The organism is Vibrio sp. Scap24, from assembly GCF_013394185.1.
GTDB lineage: Bacteria > Pseudomonadota > Gammaproteobacteria > Enterobacterales > Vibrionaceae > Vibrio > Vibrio pomeroyi.
On the sequence record NZ_CP041332.1, the window covers coordinates 622,929 to 649,424 of the forward strand.

The 26,496-nt window shown below is 43.6% G+C and carries 21 protein-coding genes; 11 read left to right on the forward strand and 10 right to left on the reverse strand.

Going from position 1 to position 26,496, the window contains the following annotated elements; all coding sequences use genetic code 11:
* Window positions 1-208: 208 nt before the first annotated feature.
* The 3 genes from glgA to topA form a co-directional block, all read right to left on the reverse strand.
* The gene (glgA, locus tag FLM53_RS02470) at window positions 209-1,663 is read right to left on the reverse strand and encodes a glycogen synthase GlgA (RefSeq protein ID WP_176680144.1); all 1,455 of its coding nucleotides are present in this window, start codon (window positions 1,661-1,663) and stop codon (window positions 209-211) included.
* Window positions 1,653-2,882, reverse strand: coding sequence for a glucose-1-phosphate adenylyltransferase (gene glgC / locus FLM53_RS02475; RefSeq protein ID WP_128644363.1), 1,230 nt, complete (start codon window positions 2,880-2,882; stop codon window positions 1,653-1,655). The genes glgA and glgC overlap by 11 nt, the downstream gene beginning before the upstream one ends.
* Before the next feature lie 525 nt (window positions 2,883-3,407).
* The gene (topA, locus tag FLM53_RS02480; protein ID WP_176680145.1) at window positions 3,408-6,038 is read right to left on the reverse strand and encodes a type I DNA topoisomerase; all 2,631 of its coding nucleotides are present in this window, start codon (window positions 6,036-6,038) and stop codon (window positions 3,408-3,410) included.
* Window positions 6,039-6,477: 439 nt separating this feature from the next.
* Between topA and FLM53_RS02485 the strand changes: the two genes are divergently transcribed.
* The gene (locus FLM53_RS02485; protein ID WP_017630857.1) at window positions 6,478-6,723 is read left to right on the forward strand and encodes a YciN family protein; all 246 of its coding nucleotides are present in this window, start codon (window positions 6,478-6,480) and stop codon (window positions 6,721-6,723) included.
* Window positions 6,724-6,784: 61 nt separating this feature from the next.
* On the opposite strand, the gene aroA is transcribed toward FLM53_RS02485, so the two are convergent.
* Together aroA and FLM53_RS02495 are read right to left on the reverse strand one after the other, a co-directional pair.
* Entirely contained in the window at window positions 6,785-8,065 is a 1,281-nt protein-coding gene (aroA, locus tag FLM53_RS02490; RefSeq protein WP_176680146.1) for a 3-phosphoshikimate 1-carboxyvinyltransferase, read from the reverse strand.
* 162 nt (window positions 8,066-8,227) lie between these two features.
* Complete coding sequence (locus tag FLM53_RS02495; protein WP_132762763.1) at window positions 8,228-8,683, reverse strand: glycine zipper 2TM domain-containing protein; 456 nt, start codon at window positions 8,681-8,683, stop codon at window positions 8,228-8,230.
* Window positions 8,684-8,736: 53 nt separating this feature from the next.
* On the opposite strand from FLM53_RS02495, the gene aat reads away from it, so the two are divergent.
* From aat to infA, 3 genes are all read left to right on the forward strand, one after another.
* Entirely contained in the window at window positions 8,737-9,447 is a 711-nt protein-coding gene (gene aat, locus FLM53_RS02500; protein ID WP_176680147.1) for a leucyl/phenylalanyl-tRNA--protein transferase, read from the forward strand.
* Complete coding sequence (locus FLM53_RS02505) at window positions 9,447-10,145, forward strand: arginyltransferase (RefSeq protein WP_176680148.1); 699 nt, start codon at window positions 9,447-9,449, stop codon at window positions 10,143-10,145. Before aat ends, FLM53_RS02505 begins: the two co-directional genes overlap by 1 nt.
* 81 nt (window positions 10,146-10,226) lie before the next feature.
* On the forward strand, window positions 10,227-10,445 hold the full coding sequence (gene infA, locus FLM53_RS02510; RefSeq protein ID WP_001040192.1) for a translation initiation factor IF-1: 219 nt from the start codon (window positions 10,227-10,229) through the stop codon (window positions 10,443-10,445).
* A 166-nt stretch (window positions 10,446-10,611) separates the two neighbouring features.
* Here the strand turns inward: infA and clpA are convergent, their stop codons facing one another.
* Entirely contained in the window at window positions 10,612-12,885 is a 2,274-nt protein-coding gene (gene clpA, locus FLM53_RS02515) for an ATP-dependent Clp protease ATP-binding subunit ClpA (protein WP_176680149.1), read from the reverse strand.
* A 39-nt stretch (window positions 12,886-12,924) separates the two neighbouring features.
* Window positions 12,925-13,245, reverse strand: a complete 321-nt coding sequence (gene clpS / locus FLM53_RS02520) for an ATP-dependent Clp protease adapter ClpS (RefSeq protein WP_176680150.1) — start codon at window positions 13,243-13,245, stop codon at window positions 12,925-12,927.
* Window positions 13,246-13,830: 585 nt separating this feature from the next.
* Here clpS and cspD point away from each other — a divergent pair.
* A complete protein-coding gene (gene cspD / locus FLM53_RS02525; protein WP_004736548.1) occupies window positions 13,831-14,052 on the forward strand; it encodes a cold shock domain-containing protein CspD in 222 nt (73 codons plus the stop codon).
* 331 nt (window positions 14,053-14,383) lie between these two features.
* Here cspD and FLM53_RS02530 read toward each other — a convergent pair whose 3' ends face one another.
* Entirely contained in the window at window positions 14,384-16,609 is a 2,226-nt protein-coding gene (locus FLM53_RS02530; protein ID WP_176680151.1) for an NADP-dependent isocitrate dehydrogenase, read from the reverse strand.
* 320 nt (window positions 16,610-16,929) lie between these two features.
* On the opposite strand from FLM53_RS02530, the gene FLM53_RS02535 reads away from it, so the two are divergent.
* Window positions 16,930-17,658 (forward strand): pseudouridine synthase, encoded by a 729-nt coding sequence (locus FLM53_RS02535; protein ID WP_176680152.1) that lies wholly within the window; start codon window positions 16,930-16,932, stop codon window positions 17,656-17,658.
* Window positions 17,659-17,792: 134 nt separating this feature from the next.
* On the opposite strand, the gene FLM53_RS02540 is transcribed toward FLM53_RS02535, so the two are convergent.
* Window positions 17,793-18,836, reverse strand: coding sequence for a porin (locus FLM53_RS02540; protein WP_176680153.1), 1,044 nt, complete (start codon window positions 18,834-18,836; stop codon window positions 17,793-17,795).
* Between the two features lie 514 nt (window positions 18,837-19,350).
* Between FLM53_RS02540 and dinG the strand changes: the two genes are divergently transcribed.
* The 5 genes from dinG to FLM53_RS02565 all read left to right on the forward strand — a co-directional run bounded on the left by dinG (window position 19,351) and on the right by FLM53_RS02565 (window position 24,241).
* Window positions 19,351-21,426, forward strand: coding sequence for an ATP-dependent DNA helicase DinG (dinG, locus tag FLM53_RS02545; RefSeq protein WP_176680154.1), 2,076 nt, complete (start codon window positions 19,351-19,353; stop codon window positions 21,424-21,426).
* 127 nt (window positions 21,427-21,553) lie between these two features.
* Window positions 21,554-22,333, forward strand: a complete 780-nt coding sequence (locus FLM53_RS02550; RefSeq protein WP_048659683.1) for a TSUP family transporter — start codon at window positions 21,554-21,556, stop codon at window positions 22,331-22,333.
* 22 nt (window positions 22,334-22,355) lie between these two features.
* Entirely contained in the window at window positions 22,356-22,904 is a 549-nt protein-coding gene (locus FLM53_RS02555; protein WP_176680155.1) for a primosomal replication protein, read from the forward strand.
* Window positions 22,894-23,064, forward strand: a complete 171-nt coding sequence (rsmS, locus tag FLM53_RS02560; RefSeq protein ID WP_176680156.1) for a pleiotropic regulatory protein RsmS — start codon at window positions 22,894-22,896, stop codon at window positions 23,062-23,064. The genes FLM53_RS02555 and rsmS overlap by 11 nt, the downstream gene beginning before the upstream one ends.
* 43 nt (window positions 23,065-23,107) lie before the next feature.
* Window positions 23,108-24,241: a cupin domain-containing protein gene (locus FLM53_RS02565; protein WP_176680157.1), complete on the forward strand. Its 1,134-nt coding sequence runs from the start codon at window positions 23,108-23,110 to the stop codon at window positions 24,239-24,241.
* A gap of 112 nt (window positions 24,242-24,353) precedes the next feature.
* Here the strand turns inward: FLM53_RS02565 and FLM53_RS02570 are convergent, their stop codons facing one another.
* Window positions 24,354-26,471 (reverse strand): methyl-accepting chemotaxis protein, encoded by a 2,118-nt coding sequence (locus FLM53_RS02570; RefSeq protein WP_176680158.1) that lies wholly within the window; start codon window positions 26,469-26,471, stop codon window positions 24,354-24,356.
* Window positions 26,472-26,496 lie beyond the last annotated feature (25 nt).

Here is a 26,496-nt window from a genome sequence, read left to right on the forward strand (position 1 = left end):
TTTAAGTGATAATAGTGTCAAACCTGTCATTAGTCATGTGAATACCAACCTCACCTTTTCTACCTGACTAAAATGAGTTTGCAAGCTTTGTCTTTATAAACGTGATGTGATCTGACCAGAAAACAAAAAGGCACCCTATTATTAGAGCGCCTCTTTTATTAAAGACAATTGCTGTACATACACTAATTTTAGAAGCTAAAGCAGAGCGCTAAAATGCAGAGTGATACATCGCAAGATACTCTTTTGCCGCATCTTCCCAACTAAAATCTTTCTGCATAGCATAAAGCTGAACACGCTTAATTTCAGATGGGTTTTGTGCATAAAGCAGTAATGAACGATGCAGTACAGCCAATAACGCTTGCGGCGTCGGTTCTTCAAAAGCAAACCCAGTCGCTACCTCAGGATCCTGATCGTAATCATTCACGCTGTCTTTTAAACCACCCACAGAACGAACAATCGGTAACGTACCGTAAGCCATGCTGTAGATCTGGTTTAAACCACAAGGTTCGAATTCGGAAGGCATCAAGAAGAAATCGGAGCCCGCTTCAACCAAGTGCGCTAGCTCGTTGTTGTATGCTTCTACAAACGAGAACTTGTCTGAGTGAAGTGCCGATAGTTCTTTCAACTGACTCGCCAACACAGGATCGCCTGTACCTACAATCACGATCTGAAGATCGTTCTTCAAAAACTGCTCAATGATAGGCAATAAGTAATGCACGCCTTTTTGATTTGTCAGGCGACAAACCATGCCATACACAGCGCAATCGATGACTGGCAGGCCAACATCTTGTTGCAGTTTTTGCTTACAAGCTGACTTTCCGCGAACCATGCTGTGCTTAGTTGCTTTGTATTTACGAGGCAAGAAAGCATCCGTTTCAGGGTTCCAAGCGCCGTAATCACAGCCATTCAGAATACCGACTAAATCAGAAGACCTGTGTTGAAACTCTGCCGCCATACCATGGCTGCCAAGCTCAGTTTTGAGCTCTTCTGCATAGGTTGGGCTTACTGCATTCACTTTGTCTGCACACATCACACCGGCTTTTAGCATGGTGACATGAGTATCACTTACCGAAGCTTCTGGAACATTGTAGCTGTGCATCTCAGGAAGAGACTGCAACTCATCGTAAGAGAACACACCTTTGAAAACCGCATTGTGAATTGAGATAACACTGCGTGTATTTTCAAAGAAGTCGTGTTGTTGGTAACGCGATTTAAGCAAGAAAGGAACAAAGCCAGTATGCCAGTCGTTCGCGTGAATGATATCAGGTTGGAAGCCAAGCTTAGGAAGCATATCAAGGCATGCTGCACTGAAGAATGAGAAGCGCTCTCCATTATCAGCGTAAGCTTGGTTATTTTCTGCGTACATTTCTGGACGGTCAAAATACTTGGCACATTCAATACCAAAGACTTGAACGCCTTCTACACTCAGTTTTTTTACTTGATAAGCGGTATGAGGCCAATGGTCTAGCTCAGTCGCTAAGATGACTTCTGCTGAATCAATGTTTGGAATGTTGCGGTAAGCGGGGATGGTCACTCGAACGTCCTGTTCGAGTGTTTGTAACGCTTTCGGCAGTGCCTTGGCTACATCAGCCAAGCCACCACTTTTAATCAAGCCTTCAACTTCAGACGCTACAAAAAGTACCGAGAGAGTCTTAGTAACCAACTCGTGCTCCTTTAGGAATAACTACTACACCATCGTCAGAGACGTGGTAATGCTTTTTATCTTCTTTCAGGTTTACGCCGATCTGCGTGCCAGGTGCGATGTCTGCATCTTTATCAACGATAACACGACGAAGTACACAACCCTCGCCCACTTTCACATCGCCCAATAAGATACTTTCGCTAATATCACACGCTGATGCGATATTGCTGCGGAAACCCAGTACACACTTCTCAATACGAGAACCGCGTACGTAACTACCGTTACACACTAAGCTGTCGATGATCTGAACACGGCCATTTGCCGAATCAGTAAACGTCGCAGGTGGTAATGGCGGATAGTAAGTATGTAGTGGCCACTTGCGGTTGTATAGAGAGAATGGCGCATCTTTTTCAAGAAGGTCCATGTGAGCTTGCCAGTACGCGTCAATCGTACCTACATCGCGCCAGTAAACTTCTTCTTTCTCACCAGTAATACGGTTGGTGCTGAAGTCGTAAACAAACACATCACCGCGTGGAACCATATTTGGAATGATGTCTTTGCCGAAGTCGTGCGTCGAATCTTCTTTATCTGCATCTTCAACAAGCTCAGCGAAAAGCTCGTTTGCTTCAAATACGTAGTTACCCATAGAAACAAGCGCAGATTCTGGGTCACCCGGAATTGACTTAGGGTTAGCTGGTTTTTCTTCAAAACCAATCATACGACCTTCCGCATCCACTTCGATAACACCAAACTCTGATGCTTCAGCAAGCGGCATACGCAGTGCAGAAACAGTTAGCGCAGCTTTCTTTTCTTTGTGGAAATCAAGCATCTGCTTAATGTCCATTTTGTAAATATGATCTGAACCAAAAATACAAACTTGATCTGGTTCTTCCAACTGCATGAAGCGAAGGTTTTGATAGATGGCATCTGCAGTACCTTCATACCAACGCTTACCCGTACGCATTTGCGCAGGAATTGGATCGATAAAACGATCTGTTATGCCACTGATATTCCAACCTTTTTTCATGTGATGGAACAGGGATTGTGACTTGAATTGTGTTAATACATAGATCTTCATAAGATCAGCATTAACGAAGTTGTTCAAAGCGAAATCAATTAAGCGGTAGCTACCACCGAAAGGAACCGAGGGTTTGCTGCGAGATTCAGTTAAAGGTCTTAAGCGAGAGCCTTCACCACCAGCAAGAATCATTCCCAATACACCAGCCATTTTATTCTCCATATATTTATAGCTTGTCGATGTCAGTGCTCGTAGAGGTATCTTCCTCTGGGGGATGAGCACCAACACTTATTTCGGTACTTAGCGAATATCCATTCACATATAGTGACAGTATCCTAAGCCAAACGTTGTTGTCCGTGCACTATTCTTTGCACTTGGTTTTATATACGTTATCGACTTTCCTGCCGATTTCAATTTTTAATACGCCATTCTGTGCTACGTAAGCTGATTGCTTTCCTAAGACTTAAAGCAGCTCACATTACACCGTCTGAGCGAAACATTACATTAACACCCGACACACATCAGGTATACAACTAAACACTGATCTGTGACTTACAATATTTTAATTAAGTTACATTCTCGTTAAAGTTGCATAAGAAGATTTGATTAATTGCCATCATTTATTTTACGGCGTGAATTTAATAAATTCTCGCAGACGAAACACAAACTCAACAAGTTGCATAATTAGTCATATTGAGATCAAAAAAAAGCAGCCAATGGCTGCTTTTTTAATCGATTAATCTTCAGTTACTTTTCTTTGGGCTTTTTACGTTTATCCGTAACTTCCCATTTACCGTCGATATACAGAGCGGTCCAACCAGATGGTTTTCCATCGACTTCAGTACGAACGTAGTTTTCTTTTGTCTTACGACTAAAACGAACCACTGCCGGCTTACCATCAGGATCTGCAACGGGTGCTGACGTCAGGTACTGGAACTTAGGTGAAATACGGTCTTTAAAACGAACCAGCTCTTCCACTAATGGTGCACGTGTTTCACGTGATTTAGGGAAATTGCTCGCCGCCATAAACAGACCAGAAGCACCGTCACGAAGTACGAAGTACGCGTCTGAGTTTTCACATGGAAGCTCAGGGAAGTGCACTGGGTCTTCTTTTGGTGGCGCAACTTCGCCATTCTTCAGAATCTTACGAGTGTTCTTACAATCGTCATTGGTACAATCCATGTACTTACCGAAGCGACCGTTCTTTAGAACCATGTCAGAGCCACATTTGTCACACTCAACAAGCGGACCATCGTAGCCTTTCACTTTGAACTCGCCGTGCTCAACCACATAACCTTCACAGTTCGGGTTGTTACCACATACGTGCATCTTGCGCTTATCATCAATCAGATAAGCATCCATTGCCGTCTCACAGATAGGACAACGTTTCTTAGCTCGAAGTGCTGCTGTTTCAACGTCTTCTTCAAGCACATTGATAATGCCTTCTTCGTCACCAAGGTTGATTGTTGTCTTACAACGCTCTTTTGGTGGAAGTGCATAGCCAGAACAGCCTAGGAATACGCCTGTCGAAGCAGTACGGATACCCATCTTACGACCACAAGTTGGACACTCAATATCAGTTTCTACGATGTGGTTTGGCTTCATGCCGCCCGCATCTTCATCAAGATCCGCTTTTTCCAAATCGCCAGTGAAATCTTCAAAGAAGTTATCCAGCACGCCTTTCCAGCTAGCTTCGCCTTCAGCAATTTGGTCTAACTTCTGCTCCATACGAGCAGTAAAGTCATAGTTCATTAGGTCATTGAAACTGCCATCTAGACGGTCAGTAACAATTTCACCCATCTTCTCAGCATAGAAACGGCGTTGTTCAACTTTCACATAACCACGATCTTGAATCGTCGAGATGATCGATGCATACGTTGAAGGACGACCGATACCACGCTTCTCAAGCTCTTTAACAAGCGCCGCTTCAGTGAAACGTGCTGGTGGCTTAGTGAAGTGCTGTTTAGGGTCTAGAGCAATCAGGTCAAGCTTATCGCCAATTTGAACTGCTGGAAGAATCGTATCTTCGTTTTTACCCATTGGACGTTGAACGCGAGTCCAACCATCGAACTTAAGGATACGACCTTTCGCTTTTAGCGTGTACTCGTCAGCTTTAACGCTTACCGTTGTTGAATCGTATTGCGCTGGCGTCATTTGACACGCAACAAATTGATTCCAAATCAGCGAGTAAAGCTTGTGTGCGTCTGCGTCTACGCCGTTTAGATCTTCCGACTTAACATCTACACTTGAAGGACGAATCGCTTCGTGGGCCTCTTGAGCGCCCTCTTTGCTGCCGTATGTCAGTGCTTTCGGTGGAAGATATTGAGCACCAAACTCAGAACCAATGTATTCACGAGCGGCTTCTACCGCTTCTGAACTCAAGTTGGTCGAGTCAGTACGCATATAAGTAATGTAACCCGCTTCATACAGGCGTTGAGCCAGCATCATGGTTTTCTTTACGCCGTAACCAAGACGTGTACTCGCCGCTTGTTGCAGCGTCGATGTAATGTAAGGTGCAGACGGCTTACTCTTCGTTGGGCGGTCTTCACGTTTACATACTTCGTATTGCGCTTTTTCTAAAACACTAACTGCAGCTTGAGTTTGCGCTTCATTTTCAGGTTTAAACGCAACACCGTCTTTCTGTGCAACTTGCAGTCTGAAGTCGGTTTTTTCTGCTGTTTTGGTATCAGCGTGCACATCCCAGAACTCTTCAGGGATAAAGGCATTGATCTCGCGCTCACGCTCTACCAATAGTTTTACAGCTACTGATTGAACGCGGCCAGCGGATAGGCCTCGTGCTACTTTCTTCCAAAGCAGAGGTGACACCATGAAGCCAACAACACGGTCCATAAAACGTCGTGCTTGCTGTGCGTTTACGCCGTCGATATTTAGCTCGCCTGGAGTTTCGAAAGCTTGCTGAATAGCATTCTTAGTGATTTCGTTAAAAACCACTCGCTTGTATCGCGTTTCATCGCCACCGATGATCTCACGAAGGTGCCATGCGATAGCTTCTCCTTCGCGGTCCAAATCGGTTGCGAGATAAACATGGTCTGCGTTCTCAGCCAGTTTTTGCAATTCAGCAACGACTTTTTCTTTACCAGGTAGTACTTGGTAGTTCGCTTCCCACTCTTTATACGGGTTGATACCCATTTTTTTGATAAGAGCTTTGCGATCTTTTTCTTTCTTGATACGAGCTTTTTCTTCTGGGCTCATACCCTTTGTTGAAACTGCAGCAGCCTTTTTACCAGTACTTTGACCAGCCGTTGGTAAATCACGAACGTGACCTACACTCGACTTAACGACAAAGTCTTTGCCAAGGTATTTATTGATAGTTTTAGCCTTGGCCGGCGACTCCACTATAACGAGCGATTTACCCATATTGACTCTAACGTCCTTAATCACGATGCTTCAGCACCAACAATTTAACTTGTGGGCTTTTACGCATGATATTCTAAATTCATTGCTTCTTTTTTTACTATTGTGCGAGATTACTAGAAGATCAACCGCTTTTTTCAAAATTGGATCTGATCGCTCGACAATTCGACGACTCATAGATAAAAGGGGCACAATATAAAGAAGCTATAAAGTACTCATTAAGAATACTTGCAAGAGCCTATTCATCAGGCATTACGTCTAAACGGGCTCATACTAAGCTTGTCCGCGAATCTAACGCGAGCCCCATTCCATTATTTTTGCCGTAAATCACAAAATAAATTGTGGATATCCGAAAAGACTCTCTTAATCGGTTGTGAAATCATTGAATTTCTAGTTCGACACCATAAACTCAACGTTATATTCAGTTATCAGAGATAAACTCATGACAAAGAAAGTAATAGCAGAATTTGATTTACTGCTTATCGCAAACCAAATTATCCAATCACATGATGACTACATTGAAGGCATGCGCACAAACAGCGTAGTAGAGAAAGACGATGTACTCATCTTCAAAGGTGAATACTTCCTAGACAGCAATGGAATGCCGACAGAGAATACAACCGCAGTGTTTAACATGTTTAAATACTTAGCGCACCATCTTTCGAAAGAGTTTACGCTTCAGCAATAATTAAAAAGCTTGCCATTTAGGCAAGCTTTTTTACTTCCTGAACCTTTATATACTTCGTATTTTATTGACTCAGCATTTTCAGCTTGTCGAAGTAATCAGGGAATGTCTTTGACGTACAACCTGGATCATTAATGGTCACAGGCGTATCGCTAAGAGCAACTAGCGAGAAACACATCGCCATGCGGTGGTCATCATAGGTATCAATCGCCGCGTGTGTCAGTTCAGCAACCGGGTTAACGATGATGTAATCTTCACCTTCTTCAACCTCAGCACCGACTTTACGTAGTTCGGTTGCCATCGCAGCCAAACGGTCTGTCTCCTTCACACGCCAGTTGTAGACGTTACGGATAGCCGTTGTGCCTTTCGCAAACAGTGCGGTTGTCGCGATAGTCATTGCAGCATCAGGGATATGGTTATAGTCCATATCGATGCCTTTTAGTTCACCACAACGAGAGATAACGTAGTCATCACCCCATTCAATTTCAGCACCCATTTTTTCAAGTGCATCAGCGAATTGGATATCACCTTGGATACTGTTTTTACCAATACCCGTCACCTTGATCTCGCCGCCTTTGATCGCAGCTGCTGCAAGGAAGTAAGAAGCTGAAGATGCATCGCCTTCTACTAAGAAGTCACCCGGAGCTGTGTAAGATTGCCCCGTCGGAATCACGAACTCTTGGTAATCGTTGTTGATCACGTCCACACCAAATTGTTTCATGATGTGTAGCGTGATATCAATGTAAGGTTTAGAAACCAATTCACCGTCAATTTTGATGGTCACTTCGCCTTCAGCTAACGGTGCTGCCATCAAAAATGCCGTCAAAAACTGGCTAGAAATAGAACCGTCGATTGAAACCGTCCCACTCTTAAGACCAGTACCTGTGATCTTCAGTGGTGGGTAGTTTTTGTTTTCTAGATATTCGACTTCAGCGCCGGCTTCTCGTAGTGCCGTGACTAAGTGACCAATCGGACGCTCTTTCATACGAGGCTCGCCTGTCAGAACGTATTCACCACGGCCTAAACACAATGCTGCAGCAAGCGGGCGCATCGCCGTACCTGCATTACCTAAGAAAAGTTCAAGGGCTTTATCGCTTGAGAATGCACCACCAACACCTGTTATTTCACAAACAGTTTTGTCAGCAGACAGCTGATAATTAACACCTAGTTGAGTCAAGGCATTCAGCATATGACGAATGTCATCACTGTCTAGCAAGTTTGTTAGGCGAGTCGTTCCAGTTGAAAGTGCAGCCAAAAGAAGTGCACGGTTAGAAACACTTTTTGAGCCAGGTAGGTTAACTTCCCCACTCACTTTTTGAATTGGTTGTAACGTAAGGCTTTCCATTAAATCTTATAGTCCTTGTACCACCCGAAGTCACTGGCGCGTATTTATTTTCGGGTGATGAATAATTCTTCGTACTTGCAGACTAACGAACTTTTCCGACGAACTCCAGAGCTAATCCCCCTTATAAAGGTGATTAATTAGCCAATCAATCGTATTTACATACTAGTATACTAGATCAACACGTACACCATCGGAAAAATAGAGAATTCGCACATCGTCTCCTCGGTTAAACAACATCGAGTTATCGACATCTTGGATGATGTTAACCAGCTTGTTGTCTTTGGTTTTGACCAATAACTCGACAAGTTTGTACTCGATTTTATATTGTGTATTGCCTCGATTTCGAGCAATCCCTGCACCAGCCACAGCACCAACAGCCGTCGCTACTTCTTTGCCGGTACCACCACCAAACTGGTTACCAATCAAGCCGCCGATCGCAGCACCCAATAAGGTTTCCCAACCATTCGCTTTCGATTCAACGATCTCTTGTTGAGTGATGTATCTAACCGTATCGATCTCACCATAAACAACTTCGTTCACTGGTCGAGCTTCGTTTCTGTTGTAAGCTGCATTTGCCAACATGGGCAAAACAAGTAAAATCCAAAGCAACTTCTTCATGGTAAAACTCCTAAAGACCTCTTGGTCAGTGATTAATCTGTAACGCGGTACTTATGGCTATATACCTAACCGAACTTGATACTACTAGTATAGAGTTTCCTTCGCCCTTCGACGCGCTTGATGAACCCAACGGTCTGCTCGCCTTTGGTGGTGACTTGTCACCAATGCGAATTTTAAATGCTTATAGCCAAGGTATATTTCCATGGTATGGCCCAGGTGAGCCTATACTTTGGTGGAGCCCAGCACCGCGAGCGGTATTTAATCCTAAGACATTCGAACCGTCAAAAAGTCTTAAAAAGTTTCAAAGAAAACACAATTATCGTGTCAGCATAAACCAAGCGACTGACAAAGTGATTGGCTACTGCTCGTCACTAAGGCCCGAAGAAGAAACGTGGCTGAACAATGACATGCAGTCAGCCTATTGTGAACTCGCTTCATTAGGATTCTGTCATTCCGTTGAAGTGTGGCAAGACGATGAGCTGATCGGCGGGCTTTATGGCTTACAAAGAGGCCAAGTCTTTTGCGGTGAATCTATGTTTAGCTTGAAGACCAATGCCTCTAAAATTGCGCTATGGTACTTTTGTAAACACTTTACCCGATTCGGTGGCAAGCTCATCGATTGCCAAGTTATGAACCCTCACTTGGAATCCTTAGGCGCTATCGAGGTCGAGAGAGACGAATTTCTGAGCTCTCTACAGTTACTCAAAGAAACGCCCGTTGACGATGCATGCTTTGAAAGCCAATGGCTAGAGGAAACGCCTTAATGAATCCAGATTTACAACAAATCAGAATTGGATTAACAGACAATCATGCTTGCAGCTACTTGCCTCACCTCGAAGAAAGAGTGGCAGTAACGCTTGATGAACACATGCACACCTCAGATAACTATGAAGTTCTACTTGCCAACGGGTTTCGTCGTAGCGGTTCAACGATCTATAAGCCACATTGCGATAATTGCTCAGCGTGCCAAGCTATTCGTCTTTCTATTCCAGAAGTTAAGTTTTCTAAGAGCCAACGACGCGTCCTCAACAAAGCAAAATCACTTCGTTGGGAACTGAAAGGCACGATGGATGACAACTGGTTTGATTTATATAGCCGCTATATTACCGCTCGTCATCGTTCGGGAACCATGTATCCACCAAAGAAAGAAGAGTTTCTACAATTCTCACAAAATGAGTGGCTTACAACAAAGTTCATGCATATCTATGACGAGAACAAGTTAATCGGAATCGCGGTTACCGATGTTATGGCTCATAGCACCAGCGCGTTTTATACCTTCTTCGATCCTGATATCGATATATCCATGGGAACACTTGGCGTTCTATTCCAGATCCAACATGCCCAGAAAGAGCAAAAACAGTGGTTATATTTGGGTTATCAAATCGATGAATGCCCTGCGATGAACTATAAAGTACGATTTCAACGTCATCAAAGGCTAGTAAATCAGCGGTGGCAAGGGTAGAATACTCGACAACTTTACATATTTTGATTTTAACGGCACAATCAAGCCGTTGAAAACCGCCAAATTTCGAAAGAGGATTAGATGGCTAAAGAAGACGTAATCGAGATGCAAGGCACTGTCCTTGATACTCTACCAAACACAATGTTCCGTGTTGAGCTTGAAAACGGTCACGTAGTGACAGCACACATCTCTGGTAAAATGCGTAAGAACTACATCCGTATTCTTACTGGTGATAAAGTAACTGTTGAGATGACTCCATACGACCTTTCTAAAGGCCGCATCGTCTTCCGTGCTCGTTAATTATTAATTAGCGAATACAATAAGAAGCGGAGCTCAATGCTCCGTTTTTTATCGCCTGAACATTGCCCTTTAACAAAACCTATCCGTCGCATCTCGCAAGCATAAAAAAACGCACAACCTAAGTCATGCGTTTTATAGTTAAGCTCTTGAACGATATATCAATTGGTTAGTGCATAACCTCTTCTTTTGCACCAACGTAGATGAAGTCAAGTTCGTCTTTCTTCAGAGATACTTTAACCGTACCGCCATCAACCAAGCTACCGAACAGCAATTCATTCGCAAGAGGCTTCTTAAGCTTCTCTTGAATCACACGCCCCATAGGACGAGCGCCCATGGTCTTATCGTAGCCTTTGTCTGCCAACCAGTGACGAGCATCTTCAGAAACCTCTAGAGATACGCCACGTGCGTCCAGTTGAACCTGAAGCTCAACAATGAACTTGTCGACTACTTGGCTAATCACACTTGGATCCAAGCTGTTGAACCAAATGATGTTATCAAGACGGTTACGGAATTCAGGAGTAAACACCTTCTTAATTTCGCCCATCGCGTCTGGCGCATGATCTTGTTGGATCAGGCCGATCGATTTCTTCTCAGTTTCAGCAACACCAGCGTTGGTTGTCATCACCAAGATAACGTTACGGAAATCCGCTTTACGGCCGTTGTTATCAGTTAGTGTGCCGTTATCCATCACCTGCAGTAGCAGGTTGAAGATATCTGGGTGAGCTTTTTCGATCTCATCCAGTAGCACAACAGAGTGTGGGTTCTTGATTACCGCGTCAGTCAGAAGACCACCTTGGTCATAACCAACATAACCAGGAGGAGCACCGATTAGACGGCTCACTGAGTGACGTTCACCATACTCAGACATATCAAAGCGCAGCAGTTCAATACCCATCAGTTTAGACAGTTGAACCGTAACCTCGGTTTTACCCACACCAGTAGGACCTGCAAATAGGAATGAACCAACCGGTTTATTGTCGGCACCTAGTCCTGCACGAGTTAGCTTGATCGCTTCGCTCAATACATCGATAGCTGGGTCTTGTCCGAATACCAACATTTTCATGCGGTCATCCAGTTTCTGCAGCGTATCTTTGTCTGAAGACGATACTGACTTCTCAGGAATACGCGCCATTTTCGCAACCATTGACTCAATATCAGCCACGCTTACCGTTTTCTTACGACGGCTTGCTGGTGCTAAGCGACTACGAGCGCCTGCTTCATCAATTACGTCAATCGCCTTATCAGGTAGGTGACGTTCGTTAATGTATTTAGCAGACAGTTCCACAGCCGCACGCAACGCTTTGTTAGTGTAACGGACTTCGTGGTGAGCTTCGTATTTTGGCTTCAAGCCAATCAGAATCTTAGTCGTGTCATCTAATGATGGTTCAACAATATCGATTTTCTGGAAACGACGAGATAGCGCACGCTCCTTCTCAAAAATACTGCTGTACTCTTGGTAAGTTGTTGAGCCAATGCAACGTAATTTACCGCTGCTTAATAACGGCTTAATTAAGTTTGCGGCATCAACTTGACCACCAGATGCTGCACCCGCACCAATAATGGTGTGGATCTCATCGATGAATAGGATCGCGTCTTCTTCTTTCTCGAGTTGCTTAAGAATCGCTTTAAAACGTTTCTCAAAATCACCACGATATTTCGTTCCCGCAAGCAGTGAACCAATATCTAAAGAGTAGATCACGCTGCTCTGAATAATTTCAGGCACTTGACCTTCAACAATGCGCCACGCAAGACCTTCAGCGATAGCAGTTTTACCCACACCCGCCTCACCCACTAGAAGAGGGTTATTCTTACGACGACGACATAGGACTTGAATAGTACGTTCAAGCTCTTTGTCACGACCAATTAGAGGGTCAATATTACCCTGCTTCGCAACTTCGTTAAGGTTAGTCGCAAAATTTTCTAAACGATCTTCAGAATTCGCTTCTTCAGCATTTTCTGCACCACCAAATGAATCTGATGATGAAGCACTATCGCCTTCGTTGCTGGCTTTAGTAATGCCGTGTGAGATGAAGTTAACGATGTCTAGGCGACTGATGTCGTTTTTCTTAAGAAGATACGCCGCGTGAGACTCTTGCTCACTAAAAATAGCCACAAGTACGTTTGCACCTGTTACTTCGCTGCGACCTGAAGATTGAACATGAAAAACAGCGCGTTGAAGTACTCGTTGAAAGCTCAATGTTGGCTGAGTTTCACGAGTTTCGTCGCTTTCAGGGATAAGTGGGGTCGTTTGATCGATAAAAATATCGAGCTCATTGCGAAGAGCATCGAGATCAGCCTGACAAGCTTGGAGCGCTTCCTTGGCCGCATCATTTTCTAATAATGCTAGTAGGAGGTGTTCGACAGTCATAAACTCATGTCGCTTGTCTCGCGCACGAGCAAATGCGCCATTTAAACTCGACTCTAATTCTTTATTTAGCATAAGTACCTCCTAAGGGAACAACAGTGTTGTTCGAGCAATTTATACTTGCTCCATTGTACATAGTAGCGGATGCTCATTTTCCTTTGAGTACATCGTGACCTGCGCTACCTTTGTTTCCGCTATTTCAGCACTGTACGTGCCGCATATAGCTTTACCTTCATAATGAACCTTGAGCATCACTTCCGTTGCTTTTTCGATATCTAGTGAGAAGAATCGCTTTAGGATCTCGATTACAAAGTCCATGGGCGTGTAGTCATCGTTATTTAACACAACGTTATACATTGCCGGTGGCTTTACTTTTGTTGCTTCTTTCTCCAGTAAATCTGAGCCTGGAGATGCCCATTCAAAGTTTCTGCTCATATCGCTTTGCTAAGGGTTATTTTTCGGAAGTCGTGAGTGTTTGCCTAATTCAAATTTACCACATTCACGCTTTACGGTGTACTAAGAAACTGCACCGAGAAACAGTACCAAAAAATATTCCTCTATACTGAGCCTAATCCACCATTTCCATCGCTGCAAATAAAAGATCTCGATTAACAGGATTAACATATGTGATTGATTAAAAAGACGCCATAACTATTGATACTGACGATAAGATCACCGCTAAGTTACTATTTAGTTAATAGTTTGCAGTTAATCTCGAATGTGATTTGTTATTAAGTTTGATCAATTTTATACCAATTTGCTATTGACTGTGCTCAATCATTAGCTACATTGGAGCTAAAAGGTTTTTTAATACATTTTTGCAACATGATTTAAAACCAGTAACACGCTTTAAAACTTAACAATAAGGAATAATTACGCAGGGTAGCGTTAATTTCCGTAAGCAATGTATGAGATTCAAGCTATCAGCTGAAATTCTTTAGGTGATAGGAATGATATCAATCTGACTTACAACAATTGATATAACAACGTTAGTAACAAAATGCATGAGGGATGTATAGCATGGCTACAGGTACAGTAAAATGGTTTAACAATGCCAAAGGGTTTGGCTTTATTTGTCCAGAAGGTGAAGACGGCGATATTTTCGCGCACTACTCCACAATACAAATGGAAGGTTATCGAACCTTAAAGGCTGGTCAGCAGGTCGACTATGAAGTAGAAAGTGGACCCAAAGGCTCGCACGCTAGCTCTGTTGTTCCTGTAGAAGGCAGCGCCGCAAAATAGGCGAATGCCAACTCATGTTAACCTTCATCAGTCGTGCTTAACGGCTGACAGGTAAACAGAATATTGAAACCGCTCATTTAATACCTGTAATACAGGATTACGTGAGCGGTTTTTTCGTTTTAGGAGCTCTAAGATTGCCCACTAAACAATGAGTTCGAGGGTGTGTTCCAATTAAGCTAGGGCTTAGGAGGATGACAAAAGAACAAAAAAAAGACGCTTTAACGTTACCGTTAAAGCGTCTCTCATTTTGACTTTATCTATTACTTAGCCATCCGACCAAGTAATTCGTTAACAAATCACGTTCATGACTTACTAACGATGAGCCCCATCACTATGCGTCAATAAATGCGTTTAGTGTTGAGCTTGGGCGCATTAGTGTTGAAACAAGTGCATCATCAAGTAGGTAGTAACCACCTAAATCACCCGCCACACCTTGCGCGTTGTTCAACTCAGCAACAATCGCTTCTTCACTTTCAGCCAGTTGGCTCGCAACACCTGCGAACTCAGCAGCTAGGTCAGCATCAACCGTTTGCTCTGCAAGCGCTTTAGCCCAGTAAGCTGCTAGGTAGTAGTGACTACCACGGTTATCAAGCTCGCCCACTTTACGTGAAGGTGACTTGTTGTTGTCTAGGAATTCACCCGTTGCTTTATCAAGTGCGTCAGCCAGAACTTGTGCTTTAGCGTTACCAGTTACTACGCTTAAGTGCTCTAGTGATGCTGCTAATGCTAAGAACTCACCCAGAGAATCCCAACGAAGGTGGTTCTCTTTCTCTACTTGTTGCACGTGCTTAGGAGCAGAACCGCCAGCACCTGTTTCAAACAGACCACCACCGTTCATTAGTGGAACAATCGATAGCATCTTAGCTGATGTACCAAGTTCTAGAATTGGGAACAAGTCAGTTAGGTAATCACGTAATACGTTACCTGTAACCGAAATAGTATCTAGACCTTCTTTGATACGAACTAGTGAGTATTGAGTTGCTTCTAGCGGAGCAAGAATCTTAAGTTCAAGACCATCTGTATCGTGCTCAGGAAGGTAAGCTTCTACTTTCTTAATAAGCTCTGCATCGTGTGCACGAGAAGCATCTAGCCAGAATACAGCTGGAACACCTGTAGCGCGCGCGCGCGTTACCGCAAGCTTAACCCAGTCTTGAATCGGTGCGTCTTTCACCTGACACATACGGAAGATATCGCCTTCCTCTACCTCTTGCTCAAGAAGTACTGCACCAGAAGCATCAACCACTTGAACCTGACCAGCAGCTTCTAGGATGAAAGTCTTATCGTGAGAACCGTACTCTTCTGCTTTTTGAGCCATCAGACCAACGTTTGGTACGCTACCCATAGTTGTTGGGTCGAACGCACCGTTCTCTTTACAGAAATCAATAACCGCTTGGTAGATGCTCGCGTAGCTGCGATCTGGGATCATTGCTTTGGTATCTTTTTGCTTACCTTCTGGATCCCACATTTGGCCAGAAGAACGGAGCATTGCTGGCATAGATGCATCAACAATGATATCGCTTGGTACGTGTAGGTTGGTAATACCACGATCCGAATCAACCATCGCTAGTGGTGGTTGTGTTTCGTATACCGCTTGCAGGTCAGCTTCGATTACTTCTTTTTGATCTTGAGGAAGCGCTGCAATCTTCGCGTAGACATCACCGATGCCGTTATTAACATCAACACCTAGTTCTTCAAAAAGCTGACCGTGCTTAGCGAAAACGTCTTTGTAGTAAACCTTAACCGCGTGACCGAAGATCACAGGGTCAGAGACTTTCATCATCGTTGCTTTCATGTGCAGAGAAAGCAGTACACCTTGCTCTTTAGCCGATGCGATCTCTTTTTCAAAGAACGCAACCAAAGCAGCTTTGTTCATTACTGATGCGTCGATGATCTCTTTATCTTGCAGTGCAAAAGCTGGCTTAAGTGTTTTCTTAGCGCCATCTTTACCTACAAACTCGATGCTAACTTCAGTAGCACCTTCAATCGTTGTCGATTTTTCGCTACCAAAGAAGTCTTTGTCGTCCATGCTTGAAACATGAGACTTAGAATCCGCAGACCAAGCACCCATTGAGTGTGGGTTTTTCTTTGCGTAGTTTTTAACTGATAGTGGTGCACGACGGTCAGAGTTACCTTCACGTAGTACTGGGTTTACTGCGCTGCCTTTGATCTTGTCGTAAGTCGCTTTTACTGCTTTCTCTTCGTCAGTGTTTGCTTCTTCTGGGTAGTTAGGAAGTGCGTAGCCTTTTGACTGTAGCTCTTTGATGGTTGCTTGAAGTTGAGGTACAGATGCAGAGATGTTTGGAAGCTTGATGATGTTTGCTTCTGGTGTCTTAGCCAATTCACCTAGTTCTGCTAATGCATCACCAATACGTTGCTCTTCATTCAAGTAGTCAGGGAAGTTGGCAATAATGCGCCCTGCAAGTGAAATGTCGCGAGTATCAACGTCAATACCAGAAGAAGCCGTAAAAGATTGAATGATTGGCAGCAAAGAATAAGTTGCTAGTGCCGGAGCTTCGTCTGTAATGGTATAGATGATAGTTGGTTTTTCAGTAGGCATGAAATTTCCCTATAGTTCTGACAAGCTCACTTAAAAAAGTGAGAATGTTATAAATTGACCAGTAAGCTACTCTATGAGTGAAAACTGCTTACTCGATAGTCGTACTCTATCTTATTTTTCATGCAATCTAATGACAGCATGAACCAAATCCGTGAGTGCGTTGTTATAATAAAACACGTAGGTATAATTAAACAAATCAGGCTTAAGAGTCCATAAACTTGTTCTATTTTGTGTCTTTTAGGCGCGCAAATGATAGCTCAATTCCGTTTCAGTGAAAACTTTTCAGCACACTTCGTTTACATTTTTGCAAGGTAGTTAACATGTCTACTCGCTCACGCAGCGCATCTCGTTCAGACAAACCCGCTCGTTCTGGCGCCACATTAAAACAAAGCGGCAACAGACAAGGCCGAAACGGTGATAAAAATAACACTGGTAATTCGCATAAGAAATCGCACTCAAGTAAACACAGATACAAAGCGAAACCTGCGAACGCAAAACCTAAAATTGCACTCGAAGATCGCAAGGTTATTTTGTTCAACAAGCCATTCGATACCTTAAGCCAATTCACTGATGGAGAAGGCAGAAAAACACTGGCTGATTTTATTCCAGTTAAAGATGTTTATGCCGCAGGCCGACTTGATCGTGACAGCGAAGGGCTATTGGTCTTGACCAACGATGGCATATTTCAAGCTAAGCTGACTCAACCGAACTCAAAATCACCAAAGACTTACTGGGTACAGGTTGAAGGCGCACCTTCTGAGGAAGATTTAGATAAATTGAGAAAAGGTGTAGAACTAAAAGATGGTATGACGTTACCTGCTAAGGTGGAGTTAATGTCTGAACCTGCTGTTTGGGAGAGAACTCCTCCAGTAAGGTTTAGAGCCGCTATACCAACAACCTGGTTAGCAATTACTATCATTGAAGGGCGCAACCGTCAGGTAAGACGCATGACAGCAAATATCGGCTTCCCTACCCTGCGCCTTATTCGCTATTCAATGGGTGACATGAACGTAGGTCAGCTTCAGCCTGGTGAGTGGAAAGAGATTTAAAGTCTAAATACCGAGAATATAAAAATGGCCGCTAGTTTGAGCGGCCATTTTTATATGCGTTGACAAATATCAGACACAAAAAAGCCAGTCATAAGACTGGCTTTTACAGCGTTACTTAACTAAGAGTTAGACTATTAGAAGTAGTAGTAAGCAGCTGCGAATACGAATGTCTCTTCGTCAGAGCTCTCAGCACGAACACCTTGTGGTACGTCAAGCTCTTGCTTGATATCGATACCCATGTCTAGGCGATCGCTGTGCGTGTACATTACTGCAACGTTCATGTAGCTGTAATCTTTGTCAGCAACAAAATCTTGCTCTTTAGTGTTTGCACCGTAACCAGCAGCAACAGTTACTTGCTCAGATGCAGTGAATGCGCCTGATAGGTAGTAACCAGTGTTCTTCTTATTTGTTGCATTTGTTTTGCTTGCGTCTTTCTCACCGTCATCAATCCAAGTATTGAAACCTAGTTTTACAGCATCGCCAACTTTAACATTACCAGAAACAGAGGTTACCGTGTAATCTGCTTCGTCACGATCTTCGTAACCAGCGTAGATGTTGAAGATTTCGTGTTCGAAACCAACGTAACCGTTCACACCTTTGTCAGCAGCAGAGTGGCTTTCGTCTGTTTCAAAGTAAGAAACACCGTAAGCAAAACCAGAAGTAGCACCTTGGAACTTAACAACGTTGAATGCATCAGAAGCATCGCCAGCAGAAGCACCAAACTCGTAAGTCATATCACCAGCGCCATCAACTTTATCTAGAGCTGTATCATTTTCCCAACCGAAAGATGCAACACCAAAACCAGTGTCAAAACCTAACCATGCTTTATCAACGTCAGTATTTGGACCAGACTCGATGCCGCCGTATACTTCTGAAACTTTAGCTGACTCGTTTGTGTCAGAGATGTAGTTCATCATTAAGTCAGTTTCAAAGTAACCAACCCAACGGTTGTTTTTGTAGCTTACAGCTAGTGTTAGAGCAGTTGCCCAATCATCGTAGAATGCACCAGAGTATGAATCGTAGTAACCACCAACACCCCAAGCACCAGATACTGAGAATTGGTCTTTGTGCATGTCTTCAAACTCAAACATTGGCTTAGAGTTTTGAGAACTTGTTTCAACTGCGAATGCAGAAGTTGATACCGCTGCGATAGCTAGCGCTAATAGAGTCTTTTTCATAATAAATCCACTGCCTTTTCTAAGAATGGGAGATCCTTGCCCGGTTCCCTTTTATTTTTTATGACTGGTCATTACCACTCTTTGTTGGTTAATCACCGTCACTAAATTTCGAGGTCTAGATTGCAAAAGATTATCCTGCGTGTCAAATAAACTAAAAACAAACCTAAAAAAAACATAAATCAATCAAAATCAAAGACTTACATTTTTTTTCATTGTTTTACGAGCAGGTTATCCTTAGTTTTACCAGGAAATATAATAACCCAAAAAAAGAACAAAACAGAATTAAACACCACCAACAATCTAAAAAACAACCAACAATCAGAATTTAACACCTACAAGCCAGTCTTTTTTAATATTTATATTTCGCAAGATAAATAAAATCGTTAAGTTCCTGATGGTTCAGTTTTTTTTTGTGAACAAGATCTACCTTTGGTTCAAAAGCAAGCTATTTCACGGTAAATGTACCGACTAGTGATATGTGCTACTATCCTCGCTCCGTTACGTAGGTCACAGTATGCTAACTACTAAAATTCAAAATTCTATTCGCACCAGTTATCAAAACCTCCAAGATCAGTTGGACAACTTTGTACCTAGACGTGCTCAAAATTACCTTGTTGCAGAAATCGCGAAGACACTTTGTGGTCAATACCACAAAAGTAATCGCATGATTGTTGCTGAAGCAGGAACGGGGATTGGTAAATCACTTGCTTATTTAATGGCGACGATCCCGGTTGCGGTACTCAACAATCGAAAAATCGTCATTTCAACAGCGACAGTTGCACTTCAAGAACAACTCGTAAATAAAGATCTCCCTCTATATAGAAGACTAACTGATAGAGAGTTCTCTTTTATACTCGCCAAAGGTAGACAGCGTTATTGCTGTGCCGAAAAGCTAGCCGCTGCTTGTGGGGTTGATGGTGGTCAGATGGCTATGTTCGAATCCAAGCCAAAGCAAAAAGACATCGAACAATTACAGACCATGTACCGCAGTTTGACTCAAGGTAAATGGGATGGTGACCGTGATTCATGGCCGAAACCAATCGACAATATGATTTGGCAAATGATTGTCAGTGATAAGCACAGCTGTAATAACAGTATGCCTACTCATAGAGACTGCCCTTTCCAAAAAGCACGCTCAGAGCTAGATAAAGCAGACGTGATTATTGCCAATCACAGCTTGGTGATGGCAGACGCTGACTTAGGTGGCGGCGTGATACTGCCAGAGCCAGAAAACAGCATCTATATATTCGATGAGGCTCACCACTTACCACACGTAGCGAGAGATCACTCGTCTGCGGCGGCAAGCTTAAAAGGTGCCGCCTCATGGCTAGAGCGTTTAAATCAATCCATCACCAAGCTTTCAGGCTTGGCGGATGAAAAACGAGTGGGTCGATTCAGAAATGAATTGCAAGATTCTGTACAACAGCTAATTCCTACTCTGACTCAGCTAAGCAAGCAGTTTGACGCCACCCATTTTGAAGATGGATTGTACCGTTTTGAACATGGTGACTTACCAGAATGGTTAGAGAACGAATCTAAAGACCTCAAACAATTGAGTCAAAAAGCGAGTCAAGCTGTCGCTAAGATTGCAGACCTTATTGCTGAGCGTGTTAAAGATGGAGAGCTTTCAGCGAAGTTAGCCGAGCCTGCGCTTGCTGAAATCGGCTTCTATATACAAAGAACGGAAAACCTAGCGCAAGTTTGGCGCTTAATGGCCGAACCTAAACGCGAAAAAGGCGCGCCTTTAGCTCGCTGGCTTGAACTCAATAAAGAAAGTGAAGGCGATTTCGTCGTGAATGTTTCTCCACTCGAAGTTGGTTGGCAGCTTGACCAACAGATTTGGAGCCGTTGTGTCGGCGCGGTACTTGTTTCTGCGACCATGAGAGCACTCAACTCGTTCAGCTTTTTCTGTCACCAAGCGGGGATCAGTCAAAAAGAAGAAGATGGCGTGCAATTTCTGGCTTTAGCATCACCGTTTGATTATCAAAATCAAGCGGAGCTGATTGTTCCAGCCATGAAATACGAACCGCAAGCGCCTCAGTTTACCGAATATCTTATTGAAATTTTGCCTAAGGTAATAGAAGACAACAAAGCCAATCTCGTTCTATTCTCTTCTTACTGGCAAATGAATAAAGTTGCAGAAGCTTTGGCAACAGATTTCGTTAAAAAGTCATGGGCTTTGCAGGTTCAAGGTGATACTTCACGTACCGAAATCCTAAAAAAACATAAAAAGCTCATAGACCAAGGTAAAACAAGCGTTCTTTTTGGAACCGGCAGCTTTTCAGAAGGTCTTGATCTACCAGGAGAGCTTCTTGAAAACCTGGTTATTACCAAGATTCCTTTTGGCGTTCCTACTTCACCTGTAGAACAAGCACATTCAGAATATATTGAATCTCGTGGCGGTAATCCTTTTATGCAGATTACTGTTCCAGAAGCGAGTAAAAAGCTTATTCAATCTGTCGGTCGACTACTGCGTAAAGAACGAGATTCTGGTAAAGTCACGATCCTTGATAGACGCATGGTCACGAAGCGATACGGGAAGTCCCTACTCGACTCACTACCGCCTTTTAAAAGAACAATAAAATACTAATTTTCCTACCCTAAAGGTAGTTATGGGCCAGTTATCGCTAGGCCCTGCATTCACAACCCAACATGATTAATCCATCGATTATTCGTGTGGCTGCATCAACAGCCAATAACGAGAACACTAGCTATTTATGGAAATGATTGAGCCAACCATGTTGGTTATCCTCGCTCTAGTTGCATTTGCAGCGGGCTTTATTGATGCAGTCGCCGGTGGTGGTGGGATGTTAACCGTCCCAGCTTTGCTGTCGCTTGGCCTGCCGCCACATATTGCACTAGGGACGAACAAGCTCGCTGCAACATTTGCCTCATCGACCGCAGCCTTTACTTACTATCGTAAAAAGCTATTTAAGCCCGAATGTTGGATCAACGCATTCATAGCCACCTTGATAGGCGCGACTATTGGTACTTTAACCGTTGATGCGATAAGCACTGAGTGGCTAGAGAAAGTACTACCATTAGTTATTCTTGCTGCAGCGGTCTATACCATTTTTCACAAGACACCAAATGCCAATCACAACGTGTCTCCGAAACCCTGCCCTGTGCTTAAGAAAAAGCAAAAGTACCAAGGTTTCATTCTTGGCTTTTACGATGGCGTTGCGGGCCCGGGAACTGGCGCATTTTGGACAGTAAGTTCTATGGCGCTTTATCGCCTAAACATCTTGCTTGCTTCAGGTCTGTCCAAAGCCATGAACTTTACCAGTAACTTCACTTCTTTAGTGACCTTTGCAATTCTTGGTCATATTGATTGGGTTCTTGGTTTAACCATGGGTGTTTGCTTAATGGCTGGGGCATTCGTTGGCGCACACTCCGCAATTCGTTTTGGTGCGACGTTTATACGACCTGTGTTTGTGACTGTGGTCAGCGTGCTTGCAATTAAACTGGCTTACGAAGCGTGGTTTGTGAACTTATAACCACCAGCAAATGGGAAGCAAAATGAATCAGTTTTCAAAGCTCAAAAGTGTTATTGATACCTTGATTGGCCATTGCTCTCAGGTCGATAAGTCTCGTGGCGCTTATCATCAAGCACTGTTTGATAGAGCCTTGTTTAAGTGCGGAGCCTCGACTCTTCTTCCTTATGCCCTTGAAACTCAGGCGACTTATAACACCATTATTCGTGAACAGAGCACCAATCAGCTCACTTCATCACGAGCAAATTATCTGACTGAAAGGCTGACCAACCAGATTGCAGCGATTCAGCGAGAGTTAGCCAACCACGATTTGCGCCTAGATAGGAAAAGTAAATCAGGGAAAAGCTTAAACGACTTGTACAACGAACTCGCACAACACCAAGATTGGCAAAAGCGGCTCGTCGATTTAGTTCAAACACGAAAGTTAGCGTTTGATTCTGCGCCACGCCACCATCAGAAAAAAGCGGAAGAGGCTTGGCAACTCGCAAAAGAACGATTGGAACGCTGTGAGGACTCAATGAAGAACATTGAGAGATTGATTAACTTAGAGAACCCTAAGCGAAATGAGCACTGATAACACATCATCACCACTGGATAACGCACCTGAAGAAGTTAAGTTAGCTGTCGACCTTATCTACTTACTCGAAAGCAACGAGATCGATCCTAAGGTTGCGTTAGAAGCAATTAAGATTGTCCAGCAAGATTTACAAGCCAAACTAGCATCTAGAATCTAGAATCTAGAATCTAGAATCTAGCATAAAAACATACAGGATTCACATGTACCAACTTAGCTTTTCTATGCCCGAGTTTCTTGAAAACTACTGGCATAAAAAACCAACCATCTTAAAAGGTGGCTTCCAAAATTTCGTCGACCCAATTTCGCCGGAAGAACTTGCTGGTTTATCGATGGAAGAAGAAGTGGATTCTCGCTTTGTTTCTAACCTCGACAACAAATGGACAGCCGAACACGGACCATTTACTGAAGAGAAGTTTGGTGAACTCACAGAAACACATTGGCAATTGATCGTTCAAGCAGCCAACCATTGGCATCAAGGTGCAAATCAATTGACTGAAGCGTTCCAACAATTACCAAACTGGTTGTTCGACGATCTGATGATTTGCTACTCAGCACCGGAAGGCGGTGTTGGCCCTCATATCGATCAATACGATGTATTCATCATTCAAGGCCAAGGTAAACGTCAGTGGAAAGTGGGCGCGAAAGATGTCGGTCAATACAAAGAGACCGTACAAGCGTCTGCTCTACGCCAAATAGAAGGCTTTGAGCCAATCATTGATGAAACCTTAGAGCCAGGTGATATCCTTTATATCCCGCCAGGCTTCCCACACGAAGGCAACACGCTTGAACCATCAATGAGCTACTCTATTGGCTACCGCTCTCCTAAAGAGCAAGAGTTAATCAGTAACTTTGCCGACTTTGTGCTTGCTCATGATATGGGCGACGTGCACCTGCATGATCCAGAGTTCAAAACGCAAGATGGCTACGGAAAGATTCGTTCGTCAGATTTGAGTAACCTAACTGATATGTTGAAGTCCGCATCAGAACAGCCTGAAACCGTGAGTGATTTCATGGGTTGTTTATTGAGCCAATCACGCCATCAACTTGATATCGTTGCCCCAGAGCCACTATGGACTCAAGAAGAGATCGCTCAACACTTGGAGTCTGAAGGCGAGATCCATCGTGTATCAGGCTTAAAAGCGCTTTACCACGAAAATGAAAGCAACACAGCTTACATCAATGGCGAAGTGGTTAAGGTTGATGAAGCGGACTCTTCGTTACTCAACATACTTTGCGATAAAACTGTAATTACTTCGGCTACTGCCCTATCTCCTTCAGGAGTAACTGTGGTGACTGAATTAGTGAACAAAGGCTACTGGTTCATCGAAGAGTAAGCAGCGTCAACCGCTCGTTGTTGACTAGCTTTGGTAGCAAGATATAAAAAAGGGACAAATGAAATCTTCATTTGTCCCTTTTTCAATTCTAGAGTTTATTAAGTCTTAAAGGTTATACCTTGAACTGATTGACCAATTTCTGTTGCTGCTGAGACAGCTGATCAATTTCGTTGCCCACTTGTTCAGAAGCCGCAGCTTGTTCCAAGATCTTCGCACTCAAGTCCCGAATGTTAACGACGCTTTGATTCACTTCACCAGACACCGATTGCTGCTCTTCTGCCGCTCTTACGATCTGATTGTTCATATCACTGATCGCTTCTATCGAAGTAAAGATCGAACCCAGATCTTCAACCGCTTTTTGGACATGCAACGCAGTATCGTTGGCGAGAATATTACCTTCTTGTATCGCCTCAACCACATCTTGAGTACCAGCATGAACCTTATCGATCACAGCTCTGATTTCACCCACTGATGATTGTGTGCGGCTTGCTAGGTTTCTTACTTCATCAGCAACAACCGCAAATCCGCGACCTTGTTCGCCTGCCCTTGCCGCTTCAATCGCAGCATTCAGTGCTAGTAGGTTAGTCTGTTCAGAGATCCCTTCAATCACACTTAAGATCTCTGTGATGTTGCCATTATTCTTCGCTAGCTCTTCAACAATAGGCACAGCACTCGACATGCGTTCCACCAGCTTTCTCATTTCGCCGGCTGAAAGCTCGATAACTTCTTGCCCTTGCTGAGCTGAACGGTTCGCTTCGCACGCTGCATCAACAGCAACTTCTGCGTTTTGTACCACTAAACCTGCGGTTTGAGTCATCTCTTCTGCCGCTGTTGCAACTAAATCGACTTCTTTGAATTGAGATTCGCTGCTTTCACGTGTGCTTGATGCAGACGCTTTCGCTTGGCTAGTTGTGCTCGCCACCTGTTCCGTCGTTAGAACCACTTCTTTGATTGTGTGCTGAAGCTTATCTAAGAACAGGTTAAACCCTTTCGATAACTGGCCGATTTCATCTTGAGATTTCACTTCTAAGCGCTGCGTTAAATCACCTTCACCAGAAGCAATATCATTCAACCTCTCTACCACCTGTCGAATTGGTTTAACAATAGACAGTGAAGCAAATGCGATAATAGCTAGACCAAAGAAAATAAACACAGTACCTGCGATCACTTCTGTCTTGATGCCTTCGCTTAATTTCGTACTAATGATGGAATCCAATTTATTTGCATCGGCGACGACACTCTCTCTTGGAATCTCGAACAACACGCCCCAAGTTTGGTTAGCGGCCACAACTGGAGCGAATGCGAGTAACCACTCACCGTTCTCACTCCATTTCGTTGTCACTTCGCCACCAAAGATAAAGTCGGTCATCAAGTCGCTGTTGGTATTGTCACTTTGGAAGCTCGAACCAACCGCAATGCTTGAATCATCAGAAGCAATAACAGAACCATCTAGGCTCACCACATAAACCGCACCTGCGCCATCGAACAAGCTTTGGTCAGATTGAGTTACTACATTGGTTAAGCCATCTAGTCTGAGATCAATCCCTAAGAAACCGATCGCCATGTCATCGACTAAAATAGGCACAGAGATTGAAGAGGTCAGTAAGGTTTTACCCCCGCTATTTACAACTCTTGGTGTACTGATACAGGTTTGCCCTGATGACAAAGGACAGTAGAAACGCTCACTGTTGCTGTCATCACTCAATATCGATTCTGAAAGCACATTCGGCAGAACATTCTCACCGTTGTCTGCCACCTTCCAATAAGGTGCAAAACGGCCTTTTTCGTTAGAGCCGACATAATCGGCATCAACGTAGTTCGCATCTTCACTATCGAGCAAGTCTGGCTTAAAGACTAAATACGCCCCTTGAATCGAATCAAAGTTTAAAACTGAACGACGCACCATCTCGTCCAGCGCAGTACGAAGCTCTTCACTTGGCGTAAAATTTTCATCGGCATTGTTCTTTAGAAACTGAGCACTTGCCGCTAGCATCTCTGCGCGGTAAATAGCTTCGTCGACGTAACGTTGAGTTTCTTGAGCATTAAGCTGAGAAACAGACGCCAACAACTGCTGAGTTTTATTGATAACTGATTCTGAGCTTTGAGATTTGATGACTTGTTGATTACTCGTCGCGTTATAGATCGAGAAACCAATAAGAGACAGTGAAGTAATGATTAGGCAACAACCTGCTAAGAGGGTTATTTTCCACTGTACCGATAGAGAGCGCATTTAATATCCTTATTTAAGCCAAAAG